Below are 13,613 nucleotides of genomic sequence, written 5' to 3'. Positions count from 1 at the left end.
CTGACGAACCCTCAGGTCAAGCGCGGGCGCGACAAGGCCAAGACCCGCAAGACGCTGCGCAAGATCGCGCTCAACGGGACCGCCGTGGTGCTGTTCATCGCGACGATCTTCCCCGTGTACTGGATGGTCACGACCGCGTTCAAGACCAACGACCAGATCTTCACCACGGAGTTCATCCCGTTCCCGACGAGCTTCACCTTCGAGCACCTCGACCGGGTGCTCAGCGAGGGCGTGGCGGGCAACTCCATCTGGCTCTACCTGCGCAACAGCGCGATCGTCGCCCTGGGCACGGTCGCGGTGGGCGCGGTCTTCTCGCTGCTGGCCGCCACGGCGGTCTCGCGGTTCCGCTTCAAGGGCCGCACCTCCTTCCTCATCACCCTGCTGATCGTGCAGATGGTGCCGGCGGAGGCGCTGCTCATCCCCCTCTTCCTGAGCGTGAAGCGGCTGGGTCTGTACGACCAGTTGCTCGGCCTCATCGTGGTCAACGTCGGCCTGACCCTGCCCTTCGGCATCTGGATGCTGCGCACATTCGTGGCGGCCGTGCCGAAGTCGCTGGAGGAGGCCGCGTGGATCGACGGCGCGAGCCGGTTCACCACGTTCTGGAAGGTGCTCTTCCCGCTGGTCGCGCCGGGTCTCGTGGCGACCAGCATCTTCTCCTTCATCACCGCGTGGAATGAACTGATCTTCGCGCTGGTGCTGATGAGCGACCCATCGGGTTACACGATGCCCGTCGCGTTGCAGTACTTCTTCGGGCAGCGGGGCACCGACTGGGGCGCCATCATGGCGAGCTCCACCCTGATGACGATCCCCGTCATCGTGTTCTTCCTGCTGGTGCAGCGGCGCATGGTCTCCGGCCTCGTCGCGGGCGCCGTCAAGGGCTGACCGCCCGGCCCTGTCTTCAAGGCAGATTCCCAGCGCGAGCCACGACCGGCCTCCGGCCGTCCGCGTCTCGCTTCCCTGAGCGGGTACGGCCCCCGGGCATCCCTGGGGGCCGTACCTTCCCATGTCCATGATCGGAGTCATGAATTCCCATGCCTGGAGTACCCGCGAGCCACAGCGATCGGGGGCTGCGCCGTCTCGCGGCCGGCACGCTGCTCGTGACCTTCAAAGGCCTGACCGCACCTGACTGGGTGCTGGACGGGCTGGCCGACGGTCTCGGCGGCGTCTGCCTCTTCGGCTTCAACGTCGAAACCCCCGGCCAGGTGGCCAGGCTCACGTCGGTCCTGACGAGCGCCGGCGACCCGGTGATCTCGCTCGACGAGGAGGGCGGCGACGTCACCCGGCTGGCCTACCACGTGGGCAGCGAATATCCGGGCAACGCGGCCCTGGGCGCGGTCGACGACGTCGAACTGACCGAGCGGGTCTTCCGCTCGATCGCGGGCGACCTCGTCGACGCCGGGGTGAACCTCGACATGGCCCCGTCGGCCGACGTGAACACCGCCGCCGACAACCCGGTGATCGGCACCCGCTCCTTCGGCTCCGACCCGGCGCTGGTCTCGCGCCACACGGTCGCGGCCGTGCGCGGCCTGCAGTCGCTCGGCGTCGCCGCCTGCGTGAAGCACTTCCCGGGCCACGGCGCGACCACGGAGGACTCCCACCTGTCCATCCCGGTCGTGGACGCGAGTCTGGAGCTGCTGCGCGAACGCGAGCTGGCCCCCTTCCGGGCCGCGATCGCGGCGGGCACCCAGTCGATCATGACCGCCCACGTGGCCGTCCCGGCGCTGACGGGCAGCACCCCCGCCACGCTCAGCCCGGCCGCGCTCACCACGCTGCTGCGCGGCGAACTCGGCTACGACGGCGTGGTCATCTCCGACGCCCTCGACATGCACGCCATCACCAAGAGCGTGGGCCTCGGCGGCGGCGCGGTGCTCTCCCTGAAGGCCGGGGCCGACCTGCTCTGCCTGGGGGCGATCCCCACGTACGAGGACACCGAGGCCGTCATCGCCGCGATCGTCACCGCGGTCCGCCAGGGCGACCTGCCGGTCGAACGGCTGGAGGAGGCCGTCTCCCGCGCCCAGCGCCTGCGTGACTGGGCCCGCGAGACCCGCGGCCGGCACACCCAGGACACCGTGATCGGCCTGCAGGCGGCCCGCCGCGCGGTCCGGCTGACCGGCACCCGGACGGAATTCAAGAACCCGTTCGTCGTCGAGGTCGACACCCCGCCCACGATCGCCGTCGGCGACGTGCCGTGGGGCGTGGCGCCGTGGCTGCCGGAAGCGGAGATCGTCAGGGTCAAGCCCGAGGACGCCCACGCCGCCGACCTGCTCGCACGGGCGCAGGGCCGGTCGCTGGTCGTGGTCGTCAAGGACGCCCACCGCTACCCCGCGGCCCGCGCCCTGGTCACCGAACTCCTCGCGGCCCGCCCCGACGGCGTGGTCATGGAGATGGGCCTCCCGATCTGGCGCCCCGACCACGGCGTCCACATCGCCACCTACGGCGCGGCCCGCGCCAACGCCCAGGCGGCGGTCGAACTACTCACGGCCTGAACGCACGCGTCCCGCCGCCCCGGTCCGCTGCCAAAGCGGCGGCCGAGTTGCCCGAGGCCTGACGCACCAGTCCCGCCGTCCCCGTTTTCGCCGGGGCGGCGGGTCGTTGGAAAGCGGCGAGGACCCTACGACAAGAAGATCTCTTCGCGGGCCTGATCCAGTGCGGCGATCACCGCGCCGCGCAGGACCGGGTTACCCGTCACGGTGGAGGTCACGACCTGCGGCCGGATCGGGCAGATGCGGGCCACCGCCTGTTCGACCCGGCCGGTCAGGGACACTCCCCCGGCCAGCCCGACCTCTCCGGCGAGCACGATCAGCCCCGGGTCGAGGACCACGCACACCGACGCCACGCCCAGCGCGAGCCGGGAGGCGATCTCGTCGAGCAGCCGGTCGCCCTGGTCGCCGGCGTCGACCGCGGCGGTCACGCACTCGGCCGCCGTGGCTCCTTCGAAACCGAGGTCACGTGCCAGGTCGAGCACCGCCACGGAGCTCACCAGCGACTGCAGACCGCCCGCGAGGGAGGGCAGCCGCCCCGGCTCCGACCGGACGTCCTCCGCCAGCGGCACCCCGGGCACCGGCAGGTAGCCGATCTCCCCGGCGCTGCCGGACCGGCCGCGATGCAGCCGACCGCCGAGCACGACGGCCAGGCCGATGCCGCGCCCGACCCAGAGCAGCACGAAGTCGTCGGCCTGCCGCGCCGCGCCCTTCGAGCGCTCGGCGATGGCCGCCAGATTCACGTCGTTCTCGATCCGCACGGCCCGCTTCAGATCGCGTGCCAGCGCCTCGTGGATGCCCTCGTGCCAGTGAGGCAGGTCGAAGGAGAACTGCACGTCGCCCGTGCGCGGATCGACCACTCCCGGGGTGCCGATCGTGACGCCCTTCAGCCGCGACAGCGCGACCTTGGCCGACCGGCAGGCCTTCACGACCGCGTTGTGGACCATCGAGACGGGGTCGTCGGCGCCGTTCGGCGACAAGGTGACCTCGGCCACCACGTCGCCCTTGATGTCGGCGATGGCCGCCGTGACGTGTTCGGGCCCGACGTCGAGCCCCGCCACGTAGGCGCACGAGGCGATCACGCCGTAGAGGGCCGCGTTGGGCCCCCGGTTCCCGGCCTGCTCGCCCACGACCTCGACGAGCCCCCGCTCCTCAAGGCGCGACAGCGTCTGCGACGCGGTCACCTTCGACAGACCCGTCAGGTCGCCGATCTGGCCGCGCGTCAGCGGGCCGGACGACAGTAGTAGTTCGAGGGCGGCCCGGTCGTTGATCTCCCGGAGCAACCTGGGCACGCCAGGACGTCGCTCCATGTTCCTGCTTTCGATGGTCGCCCCCGCGAAAACTGTCAACAAACTTTTCCGGCCAGCTTAGCGACTATACGGGCTCCCGGAAATTGGACCTTGATACCGCTCCCATAAGGACGTAAGGATCATTTCCATGCGCCCCGTAGCGGCAGTGACTCTGGGCCTGCTCCTGTTCATGGACGCCGTCCGCGTCCTGTTCCCTTCCCTGATCACCATCTACGGCCAGGCCGGCGACACCCCGCCGGAACAACTCGGCCTCTTCGCGGCGCTGTGGTTCGTCCTGCCGTTATCGGCACTCCTCATTCCGGCGAGATGGGCATTGATAGGCGGCGCCGGAGTTCTGGCGATCGGCCGCCTTCTTCTCCAAGCCACCGACGGCGGTTTCCCTCAGCTCTATGTGAGCGCTGTCTCCGTCACCGCCGGCATCTTCTTTCTGTACGGCGCCGCGAAGCTCGTGGCCGGATCCCACATCCGGCCGGCCCTTCCCCTCGGGCTGGCGCTCTCCCAGGCCCTCCACCTGTCGATCGGCCACATGGATTTGGTCTGGCGGGACGGCCTCCTGCCCTGGATCCCAACGGTGTTGGTCGCCGTGGCGTTCGCCTGGGCGGTCCTCGGCGTCACCGAGACGACCGAACCCGCCTCCGGCCGTCTCTGGTTCGCCCTCGGCCCCGCGATCCTGCTGGCCGGGATGTACCTGGGCCCGTCGGCGCTGATCGGCGAGGGCGGCACCCCCGGCGACCGCCTCTGGCCGACGCTGGCGCTGCTGGCCGCCCTGATCGTGCTGGCCCTGGCCGGGACGGCGGGCCATCCGGCCCAGCTCGCGCCGATCCTGATGGTCGTCGGCGTCTGGATCGCGCACGACGAGGGGCACCTCCAGGTGGCCACCCTGCCGGTCTTCGCGCTGGGCCTGGGGTGGTGCCTGCGCGTGGCCGGGGACGGCCCGGCGGGCCGCCGTGCGGGCGGCGCGCTGCTCGGCGGGATGATCGTGTTCTTCGTCGGCACGTTCGTCTACTACGCCGCCTACGACATGGTCCTCGGCTTCGACAACGCGTACGTCCCGCTGGCCCTCGGCCTCGTGGTCGCCGCGACGGCCGTGCGACTGCCCGACCTGCCCAATATTCTTCCCGCCGTGGCCGCCGCGCTGGCGGTGGCCGCCCTGTGGGCTTTCCCCCAGCCGCGGGGCACCGAAGGTCCCGGCCAGGCCGTCGACCGCGACGAGTTCACGCTGATCGCCTACAACATCCGCATGGGTTTCGGCACCTCCGGCACCCTCGACCTCGACGACATCGCCGACTGGGCCGCGTCCAGGAAGCCCGATGTCGTGCTGCTCAGCGAGGTCGACCGCGGCTGGTTCCTCAACGGCGGCCACGACGACCTCGACCGCATCGCCACCCGCCTGGGCATGCACTACCGGTTCGCGCCGGCCGCCGACGAACTCTGGGGCGACGCCGTGCTGACCAACCTGCCGGTCCGCGGCGCCCAGTCGATGCCGCTGGTCACCGAGGGATATCCGACCGGCGCGCAGGCCCAGACGGTGGTGGTCGAGGTCGGCGGCAGGCAGGTCGGCATCGTCAACACCCACCTCCAGGAGCCCGAACTCCAGAGCGCCGCGCTGCGCAGCGTCACGCCCCGTCCCCCGGCTCTGCTGGCGGGCGACCTCAACCTCACTCCTGACGACCCCGCCTTCCAGCGCCTGCTCACCGACATCGGCCTGACCGATCCGCTGAAGAATTTCGGTGATCCGCCGACGTCGCCCGCTGACGGTCCGGTCAAGCGGATCGATCACATCCTGCTCACCGAAGGGCTCACGGCGGTCTCCGCGGAGGTTCCGAAAGTGCCGTTCTCCGATCATCTGCCCGTCGTGATGCGCATCCGGGTGGGCTGAAGATAGGGGACCCAGGTCAACCAGTCCCAACCAGGCGGGATAATCGTTTACATGCGACTTTCTGCGCGTGTCGACTACGCCCTGCGGGCAGCGGCCGAGCTGGCCGCGTCCGGCGACGGCCCGACTACGGTGGGCGAGCTCGCCAAGGGCCAGGAGATGCCGCCCAAATACCTGGAGAACATCCTTCTCCAGATGCGCCGGGCCGGCCTGGTCCGCGGCCAGCGCGGCCCCGAGGGCGGTTACGTGCTGGCCCGTCCGGCCAGCCAGATCTCCCTGGCCGACGTGATCCGGGCGGTCGACGGGCCGTTGGCCAACGTCCGAGGCGAACGCCCCGAACACGTCGGTTACACCGGCGCGGCCCAGTCGCTCCAGCAGGTCTGGATCGCGCTGCGGGCCAGCGAGCGGGCCATCCTCGAAGAGGTCACCCTTGACCAGATCGCCAGCGGCGACCTGCCCAAGCGGGTGACCGACCTGTCCGACGACCCCTCAGCCTGGGACTCCCCCAACGCCCCAGTCTGATGCCTGAGGGCGATGCCGTCTGGCGGACGGCCGGCCGGTTGCGGGCGGCCCTCGACGATCAGGAGCTCACGCGCTCCGACTTCCGGGTGCCCCGATTCGCCACGGCCGACCTGCGGGGGCGGCGGGTGCTGACCACGGTGAGCCGGGGGAAACACCTGCTCACCCGGGTCGAGGGCGGCGTGACTCTGCACACCCATCTGCGCATGGACGGCCGCTGGCGGATCACCCGCACCGGCGCGCCCGTCCGGGGCGGCGACGTGGTGCGGGTCGTGCTGGCCAACACCGTTTGGCAGGCGACCGGGGTGAAGCTCGGCGTGGTCGGCCTGCTGCCGACGTCCAGAGAAGACGAGGTCGTCGGCCATCTCGGCCCCGACCTGCTCGGCGTCGACTGGGATGCCGGAAGGGCGGCGGCGAATCTGGCCGGAGATCCGGATCGCACCATCGGGGAGGCGCTGCTCGATCAGCGCAATCTCGCGGGGATCGGCACGATATGGCGTGCGGAGACGCTCTTCGTCGCCGGCGTCTGGCCATGGAGGCGCGCCGAAGACGTGGCAGATGCGGTGGGGCTGACTGAGACGGCGCACCGCCTCATGAACGAGGGCAAGGACGAACGTGGACCGGTCACCACCGGCGACCCGAGACCGGGTCGTGAGCTGTTCGTCTACGGCAGGGAACACCGCCCCTGCCGCGTGTGCGGATCGAGCATCGAACGTGGAGAGATGGGATCACAGCCGCAGGAACGGCTGATCTACTGGTGCCCGCGCTGCCAGCGGGGCTAGGCGGCCACCATGTCCTTGACTTCGGGGAAACCGTCGAACTCCGGCCCGGAGGGCACGGTCTCCGGAATGGGCAGACGCTCACGCTCGGGCACGTCGGCCATGACAGGCGCGTGCTGAAGCTCGGCAAGAGCGAACTGGTCGGAGACTTCCCGCAGCACCTGCGACAGCGGCACGCCCAGCGCACCACAGATCGAGGCGAGCAGCTCGGACGACGCCTCCTTCTGACCGCGCTCCACCTCGGACAGATAACCGAGGGAAACACGGGCCAGCGTGGAGACCTCGCGCAGCGTGCGACTCTGCCGCACACGTAGCCGCCGCAGGACGTCGCCGAGAAGCTGACGCAGCAAAACCATCTGTCGCTCCCTCCCCGGCGCGGGAGGCGTCACGACGCTCCGCGCTTTCGGTTCATATCGCCCGTTCTTTCCACGCCCTTCGTACATACTCCTCGCCGTCATCATTGGGTCGCTCGGCCCCTGCGCCGGGCGCGCGGTGGACTTACTCCTCGCCGATGGCTCACGGACCTCACTCACAGCTCCACCGTACCTGTATCGAGCGACACCACGGCAGACCATGGTGAGCATGTTCGCTGGGGACGTAACGCGGTAATCACCCCGAATGTTCCCCCGAATTGGCCAGCACAACACCTAGAAGTAGATCCAAAGCCATCTCACATGTATGGATACGGATGGCATGGCGGTCTCCGGTCAACCGCAGGTCAACGACTTTCAAGGAGCCGCCGGGACCACTCACTCCGCAGAACACCGTGCCCACTGGTCTGCCGTCCTGAGGATCGGGGCCGGCCACGCCGGTCACCGCGACGGCCCAGGTCGCGCCGGTGAGGCTCCGGACCCCGGTGGCCATAGCGGCCGCCACGTCGGGGTGGACGGCGCCCTGCGCGGCCAGCAGGTCGCCGGGGACGCCGAGCAGTCTGCGCTTCAGGTCGGTGGCGTAACTGATCACCCCGCCGACGAAGGCGGCCGACGCCCCGGGCACGCCGGTCACGGTGGCCCCGATGAGCCCACCGGTCAGCGATTCGGCCACGGCGAAAGTCTCACCCCGCTCCGCGAGCAGGGAAACGATCTTCGCTGCGGTCGAATGGGTCACACCTGTTCCCTCCGGGCCACTTGGCGCAGCCGTACTGCCCGGACAACGTAGTCGACGCCGGTGGCCACCGTCACGAGGATCGCGGTGCCCATGGTGGCCCAGCGGATGATGTCGGGCAGGCCCGGCGCGAGGAAGAAGCCGATCGCGAAGATCTGCAGCACTGTCTTGATCTTGCCGCCGGTGCTGGCCGGGATGACGCCGAAGCGGATCACCGCGAACCGCAGCAGCGTCACGCCCAGCTCCCTGGCGATGATCACCACGGTCACCCACCACGGGATCTCACCCAAAATGGACAGGCAGACCAGCGCCGACCCGATGAGGGCCTTGTCGGCGATCGGGTCGGCCATCTTGCCGAAGTCGGTGATCAGGCCGTATTTGCGGGCCAGGAAACCGTCGAGCTGGTCGGTGATCGAGGCGAACATGAAGACGCCGAGGGCGGCCAGCCGCCAGCCGGTGCCCTCGACGAAGAGGAAGACGATGAACGCGGGTACGACCAGCAGCCGCGCGACCGTGAGCGCGTTGGCGATGTTCCAGGCGCTCACGGGGGGCACGGCCGGTTCGACGGGGTCGGTGACCACCAGTCTTTCCGGGGCGTCGTCGGCCACGACCGACGGCGGCGGGTCGTTGCTCTGGCTCACGTCGAGGCCTTGATCCTCGCGATCAGGTCAACCCCTTCCGAGTCGACCGCGACGGCGCGCACGATCTGCCCCGGTACGAGCCCGATGCCGCGGACGGTGACCGACCCATCGACCTCGGGACCCTGGTGGGCGGCGCGGCCCTCGTAGCCGCCGTCGCCCAGGTCGTCTTCCACGAGCACCGAGAGCTCGGTGCCGATGCGTTCTTCGGCGCGCTGGCTGGTGAGCTCCTCGGCCAGCTCGCTGAGGGCCGCGACCCGCTCGTCGACGACGTCGGGGTCGAGCTTGCCCTCGAACCCGGCGGCCTCGGTGCCGTCTTCGTCGGAGTAGCCGAAGACGCCGATGACGTCGAGCCGGGCCTCCGTCAGGAAGTCGATCAGCTCGCCGAACTGCTCCTCGGTCTCACCCGGGAAGCCGACGATGAAGTTGGAGCGCACACCCGCCTCGGGAGCCCGATCGCGGATCTGCTTCAGCAGCCCGAGGAACTGGTCGGGGTCGCCGAAGCGCCGCATGCGCCGCAGGACGGCGTTGCTGGCGTGCTGGAACGACAGGTCGAAATAGGGCGCGACGCCCTCGGTCCCGGCGATGACGTCGAGCAGGCCGGGGCGCAGCTCGGCGGGCTGCAGGTAGCTGACCCGCACCCGGTCGATGCCCTCGATCGCGGCGAGCTGCGGCAGCAGCTTCTCCAGCGCCCTCAGGTCGCCCAGGTCCTTGCCGTAGGACGTGGAGTTCTCGCTGACCAGGACGAGCTCCTTGACGCCCTGATCGGCCAGCCAGAAGGCCTCGGCGAGCAGATCCTCCGGGTGCCGCGACACATAGGCGCCGCGGAAGGCCGGGATGGCGCAGAAGGTGCAGCGCCGGTCGCAGCCCGAGGCCAGCTTCAGCGAGGCGACCGGGCCACCGGTCAGCCGCCTGCGCAGCGTGCGCGGCCCCGAGGCGGGCGCGAGCCCGCTCGGCAGGTCGCCGTGGCCGGGAACGGAGATGGGCGCCGCGTGGCGCTCCACCGGGCTGATGGGCAGCAGGGTGCGCCGATCTCGTGGCGTGTGGGGGGTCAGCGCCCGCCCTTCGAGCACGTCGTCGAGGCGGGCGCCGATGTCGGTGTAGTCGTCGAACGACAGCACCGCCGCGGCTTCGGGCAGCGCTCCGGCCAGCTCCGCGCCGTAGCGCTCGGCCATGCAGCCGGCCGCGACGACCTTGGCGCCGGAGTCGGCCGCGGCGAGCATGGTGTCGATCGAGTCTTTCTTCGCCGACTCGATGAAGCCGCAGGTGTTGACCACGATCACGTCTGGGTCGTCGTCGCCCAGCGCCCAGCCCGAGGCCTCGAGGCGAGCGGCGAGCTCCTCGGAGTCGACCTCGTTGCGGGCGCAACCCAGCGTGATCATCGATACGGTTCGGCGTGCAGACATGATGAAGCTACGGTATCGGGGATCGGCCACTACCGGGGACGCGGGATGTCCAGCCCGTACGTCTTGCGGACCGTCTCCCCCGCCCGGCCGGGGCTGCCCAGGTCCTGACCGTTCACGTTCAGCTGCACCGATCCCGCGTTGCCGAAGGTCAGGCGCGCCTTGTCCTTGATCCGGAAGCTGCGGGTGTCGCCGCTCGGGATCATCCCCATGAAGACGCGCTTGTTCTTGGCGTCACGCACCTGGATCCAGGCCTCGCTGAGAGCCTTGATCTTGACGGTCACGTGGGTCGCCTTGACCGGGGCCGCCGGAGCCGCGGGTGCGGCCTTGGCCGCCGCCGGGGCCGACTTGACCTTGACGGCCTGCTGCTCGGGCGACTTGATCGCGCTGCCCATGATCCGCCCGATGCCGAAGACGGCCACGATGGCGAGTGCTACCGCCATCGCGAGCGTCCAGTTGGGCGCCCGGCGTTCACGCAGCTTGATGCCCTTGTCGATCGGATACATCGCGCCCACGCCGGGGCGTGGACCGCCCGTCAGGGCGTCGTACTCGCGGACCAGGGCATCGCCCTCCAGGCCCAGTTCGCGGGCCAGCGCCCGCAGGTGACCCCGGGCGTAGAAGTCTCCGTTGCAGGCGGAGAAATCGTCTCGCTCGATCGCGGCGATGATCGCCTCGCGGATCCGGGTGCGCTGGCTCAGGTCGGCTACGGACAGCCCTCTCTGCTCCCGCGCCTCCGAGATCGTTCCACCGATGGACATCTGCGGCCCCCCGCCCGTCCCGACGCTGTGTAGTGAGTCACATTCAATCAGTAACAACACTATGATGTGGCGTCGGGGCCACCTCCGCGGAGATCCGCGAGCAGACCGGCGAGTTCGTCGGGCTTCACCATCACGTCTCGGGCCTTGGAGCCCTCGCTCGGGCCGACCACGTTGCGCGACTCGAGCAGGTCCATCAGGCGGCCCGCCTTGGCGAAACCGACCCGCAGCTTGCGCTGGAGCATCGACGTCGAGCCGAACTGGGTCGTCACGATCAGCTCGGCGGCCTGGATCAGCAGGTCGAGGTCGTCGCCGATCTCCTCGTCGACCTCCTTCTTCGCGGCGACCGTGGCGGCGACGTCCGGGCGGTATTCGACCTGCATCTGGGTCTTGCAGTGGCCGACGACCTCGGCGATCTCCTTCTCGGAGACGAACGCGTTCTGCAGCCGGATCGGCTTGCTCTGGCCCATCGGCAGGAACAGGGAGTCGCCCTGGCCGACCAGCTTCTCGGCGCCGGGCTGGTCGAGGATGACCCGCGAGTCGGCCAGCGACGAGGTGGCGAACGCCAGCCGCGAGGGCACGTTGGCCTTGATCAGGCCGGTCACGACGTCGACCGAGGGCCGCTGGGTGGCGATCACCAGGTGGATGCCGGCCGCGCGGGCGAGCTGGGTGATCCGCACGATCGAGTCTTCGACGTCGCGGGGGGCGACCATCATCAGGTCGGCCAGCTCGTCGACGATCACCAGCAGGTAGGGATAGGGCTGGTAGACCCGCTCGCTGCCCGGCGGCGGGACCAGGGCCCCGGCCCTGACGGCCTTGTTGAAGTCGTCGACGTGGCGGAAGCCGCTGGCGGCCAGGTCGTCGTAGCGGCGGTCCATCTCCCCCACCACCCAGTCGAGGGCCTCGGCGGCCTTCTTCGGGTTGGTGATGATGGGCGTGATGAGGTGGGGGATCCCCTCGTACGCGCTCAGTTCGACCCGCTTGGGGTCGACCAGGACCATCCGGACCTCGTCGGGCGTGGCGCGCATCAGGACCGAGGTGATCAGGCCGTTGATGCAGGTCGACTTGCCCGCGCCGGTGGCGCCCGCGATCAATATGTGCGGCATCTTGGCCAGGTTGGCCACGATGGTGCGGCCCTCGACGTCCTTGCCGAGGCCGACGATCATCGGGTGCTCGTCGGCCTGGGCCACCTGCGAGCGCAGCACGTCGCCCAGCGACACCAGGTCCTTGTCGACGTTGGGGATCTCCACGCCGATCGCCGACTTGCCGGGGATCGGCGACAGGATGCGCACGTCGGCCGATTTCACCGCGTAGGCGATGTTCTTGGTGAGCGCGGTGACCTTCTCGACCTTGACGGACGGGCCGAGCTCGATCTCGTAGCGGGTCACCGTCGGGCCGCGGGTGAAGCCGGTCACCTGGGCGTCGATGGCGAACTGCTCCAGCACGCTGGTCAGCGCGTTCACCACGATCTTGTTGGCCTTGGTCTCCGCCTTCGGCGCGCTGCCCGAGCGGAGCATCTGGGCGTCCGGGAGCGTGTAGGGGCCGGCCTGCGGCGACAGCATGAGCTGCTCGACCTTGCGCGGCGCCGGGGTCGGCTCGGGCGGGATCGTCTGCTGCGGGATCGGCGGCTCGTCGAGGGGCGGGGGCGGCAGCGGCTCGTCGTCGACCAGGCCCGGCACGATCTCCGGCGAGTGGTCCTTCGGCGGCTCGCGCAGGATCGGCGTGTCGTAGGGCTTGACGTGCTCGCCCGGCGCCGGGCGCGGCGGCTTCTTCTTCGACTTCCGGTCGGCGGAGCCCTCGAAGGGCTTCTGGAACAGCAGGACCTTGATCTCGCCCAGCCGCTCGGGCACCCGGTGGATCGGCGTGGCGGTGATCACCAGCGCGCCGAACCCGCCCAGCATCAGCAGCAGCGGGATCGTGATGAACGACGGCAGGATGCTGTCGGGCGGCGCCGACACGATGAACCCGAGCATGCCGCCGGCGGCGGAGACCTTGTCCATCCCGTCGGTGGCGGTGCCCGCCGGGTAGGGGGTGCCGTGCGCGACGTGCACGATGCCCAGGATCCCGGCCGCCAGAGCGGTGAAGCCGATCAGCATGCGGCCCGTCTCGCCGTTCTGGTCCGGATGGCGCAGCAGCCGCCACGCGATCAGGCCCATCAGCAGCGGCACCGACCAGAAGAGCGACCCGACCGTGCCCCGCACGACCGCGTCGACCACCATGGCCACCGAGCCCTTGGTGGTCCGCCACGTCATCGCCGCCAGCACGATCGCGCCCGCCAGCACGGCCAGGCCGAGGCCGTCGCGCCGGTGGGCCGGGTCGAGGTCGCGGGCGCCGTTGCCGACGGCCCGCGCGGCGGTGCCGATGGCGCCCGCGACCAGTGTCCAGATGCCGACGACGAGCTTGCCGATCATCAGGAACACCCACGAGAGGGGATCGTTCCCGGTGCCGATCGGCCGCTTGGGCGGCGCCGGTTTCCGGCGGGGCGGTGGCGCCTTCTTCTTGACGGGCGGGCGGGGGGCGGGTCGAGGCGTCTGCCGAGACGTCGGCCGCTTCCCACCGGAGGACGCACGGGTGGCCATGATGGTCACGGTATTGCGCAACCGCGACATTGCCCGGGATTTCCCACGCGTGTCGGGCGGACCGCGCCGCGCCGACCCTCTCGCCGCCGTTGGTCGAAAAGCCATTTTCGGTTACGGCTTCGCGTGACGTCCGGCCATATGACCACTTGGCGGCCTCGCGGTCGTACACA

13 protein-coding genes are annotated in these 13,613 nt (G+C 70.1%); 6 read left to right on the top strand and 7 right to left on the bottom strand.

The window, feature by feature from the left end; translation table 11 throughout:
• Both AW272_RS15685 and AW272_RS15680 read left to right on the top strand, forming a co-directional pair.
• Window positions 1–882: a carbohydrate ABC transporter permease gene (locus AW272_RS15685; RefSeq protein WP_174551825.1), complete on the top strand. Its 882-nt coding sequence runs from the start codon at window positions 1–3 to the stop codon at window positions 880–882.
• A 149-nt stretch (window positions 883–1,031) separates the two neighbouring features.
• A complete protein-coding gene (locus tag AW272_RS15680; RefSeq protein WP_066365076.1) occupies window positions 1,032–2,486 on the top strand; it encodes a glycoside hydrolase family 3 protein in 1,455 nt (484 codons plus the stop codon).
• A gap of 125 nt (window positions 2,487–2,611) precedes the next feature.
• Here AW272_RS15680 and AW272_RS15675 read toward each other — a convergent pair whose 3' ends face one another.
• Window positions 2,612–3,790 (bottom strand): ROK family transcriptional regulator, encoded by a 1,179-nt coding sequence (locus tag AW272_RS15675; RefSeq protein ID WP_066365074.1) that lies wholly within the window; start codon window positions 3,788–3,790, stop codon window positions 2,612–2,614.
• A gap of 127 nt (window positions 3,791–3,917) precedes the next feature.
• On the opposite strand from AW272_RS15675, the gene AW272_RS15670 reads away from it, so the two are divergent.
• The 3 genes from AW272_RS15670 to AW272_RS15660 are packed head-to-tail and all read left to right on the top strand — an operon-like array spanning window position 3,918 to window position 6,967.
• Window positions 3,918–5,669 (top strand): endonuclease/exonuclease/phosphatase family protein, encoded by a 1,752-nt coding sequence (locus tag AW272_RS15670; RefSeq protein ID WP_066365072.1) that lies wholly within the window; start codon window positions 3,918–3,920, stop codon window positions 5,667–5,669.
• A 51-nt stretch (window positions 5,670–5,720) separates the two neighbouring features.
• Window positions 5,721–6,188 carry an RrF2 family transcriptional regulator gene (locus AW272_RS15665; RefSeq protein WP_066365070.1) on the top strand — a complete coding sequence of 156 codons (468 nt, stop codon included), beginning with the start codon at window positions 5,721–5,723 and terminating at the stop codon, window positions 6,186–6,188.
• On the top strand, window positions 6,188–6,967 hold the full coding sequence (locus tag AW272_RS15660) for a DNA-formamidopyrimidine glycosylase family protein (protein WP_066365068.1): 780 nt from the start codon (window positions 6,188–6,190) through the stop codon (window positions 6,965–6,967). The genes AW272_RS15665 and AW272_RS15660 overlap by 1 nt, the downstream gene beginning before the upstream one ends.
• Here AW272_RS15660 and AW272_RS15655 read toward each other — a convergent pair.
• From AW272_RS15655 to AW272_RS15630, 6 genes are all read right to left on the bottom strand, one after another.
• Window positions 6,964–7,320: a helix-turn-helix domain-containing protein gene (locus AW272_RS15655; RefSeq protein ID WP_066365064.1), complete on the bottom strand. Its 357-nt coding sequence runs from the start codon at window positions 7,318–7,320 to the stop codon at window positions 6,964–6,966. The genes AW272_RS15660 and AW272_RS15655 overlap by 4 nt on opposite strands.
• Before the next feature lie 253 nt (window positions 7,321–7,573).
• Window positions 7,574–8,071: a CinA family protein gene (locus AW272_RS15650; protein WP_066365062.1), complete on the bottom strand. Its 498-nt coding sequence runs from the start codon at window positions 8,069–8,071 to the stop codon at window positions 7,574–7,576.
• The gene (gene pgsA, locus AW272_RS15645; RefSeq protein ID WP_218010920.1) at window positions 8,068–8,652 is read right to left on the bottom strand and encodes a CDP-diacylglycerol--glycerol-3-phosphate 3-phosphatidyltransferase; all 585 of its coding nucleotides are present in this window, start codon (window positions 8,650–8,652) and stop codon (window positions 8,068–8,070) included. Before pgsA ends, AW272_RS15650 begins: the two co-directional genes overlap by 4 nt.
• A gap of 53 nt (window positions 8,653–8,705) precedes the next feature.
• Entirely contained in the window at window positions 8,706–10,112 is a 1,407-nt protein-coding gene (gene rimO, locus AW272_RS15640; RefSeq protein WP_066365878.1) for a 30S ribosomal protein S12 methylthiotransferase RimO, read from the bottom strand.
• A 29-nt stretch (window positions 10,113–10,141) separates the two neighbouring features.
• A complete protein-coding gene (locus tag AW272_RS15635; RefSeq protein WP_066365060.1) occupies window positions 10,142–10,867 on the bottom strand; it encodes a helix-turn-helix domain-containing protein in 726 nt (241 codons plus the stop codon).
• 59 nt (window positions 10,868–10,926) lie between these two features.
• On the bottom strand, window positions 10,927–13,443 hold the full coding sequence (locus AW272_RS15630) for an FtsK/SpoIIIE family DNA translocase (protein WP_066365876.1): 2,517 nt from the start codon (window positions 13,441–13,443) through the stop codon (window positions 10,927–10,929).
• Between AW272_RS15630 and AW272_RS45570 the strand changes: the two genes are divergently transcribed.
• Window positions 13,436–13,570: a hypothetical protein gene (locus tag AW272_RS45570; RefSeq protein ID WP_275527297.1), complete on the top strand. Its 135-nt coding sequence runs from the start codon at window positions 13,436–13,438 to the stop codon at window positions 13,568–13,570. The genes AW272_RS15630 and AW272_RS45570 overlap by 8 nt on opposite strands.
• Window positions 13,571–13,613: the final 43 nt, after the last annotated feature.

This window comes from Herbidospora mongoliensis, from assembly GCF_001570545.1.
Classification (GTDB): domain Bacteria; phylum Actinomycetota; class Actinomycetes; order Streptosporangiales; family Streptosporangiaceae; genus Herbidospora; species Herbidospora mongoliensis.
The sequence above is the reverse complement of the archived record's forward strand: the minus strand, read 5'-3'. Positions and strand labels throughout refer to the sequence as shown.

Excerpts from the sequence above, each read along its gene's own strand:
- AW272_RS15680 (WP_066365076.1), top strand. The coding sequence starts at position 1,032 with ATGCCTGGAGTACCCGCGAGCCACAGCGATCGGGGGCTGCGCCGTCTC.
- AW272_RS15675 (WP_066365074.1), bottom strand. The coding sequence starts at position 3,790 with ATGGAGCGACGTCCTGGCGTGCCCAGGTTGCTCCGGGAGATCAACGAC.
- AW272_RS15670 (WP_066365072.1), top strand. The coding sequence starts at position 3,918 with ATGCGCCCCGTAGCGGCAGTGACTCTGGGCCTGCTCCTGTTCATGGAC.
- AW272_RS15665 (WP_066365070.1), top strand. The coding sequence starts at position 5,721 with ATGCGACTTTCTGCGCGTGTCGACTACGCCCTGCGGGCAGCGGCCGAG.
- AW272_RS15660 (WP_066365068.1), top strand. The coding sequence starts at position 6,188 with ATGCCTGAGGGCGATGCCGTCTGGCGGACGGCCGGCCGGTTGCGGGCG.
- AW272_RS15655 (WP_066365064.1), bottom strand. The coding sequence starts at position 7,320 with ATGGTTTTGCTGCGTCAGCTTCTCGGCGACGTCCTGCGGCGGCTACGT.
- rimO (WP_066365878.1), bottom strand. The coding sequence starts at position 10,112 with ATGTCTGCACGCCGAACCGTATCGATGATCACGCTGGGTTGCGCCCGC.
- AW272_RS15635 (WP_066365060.1), bottom strand. The coding sequence starts at position 10,867 with ATGTCCATCGGTGGAACGATCTCGGAGGCGCGGGAGCAGAGAGGGCTG.
- AW272_RS15630 (WP_066365876.1), bottom strand. The coding sequence starts at position 13,443 with ATGGCCACCCGTGCGTCCTCCGGTGGGAAGCGGCCGACGTCTCGGCAG.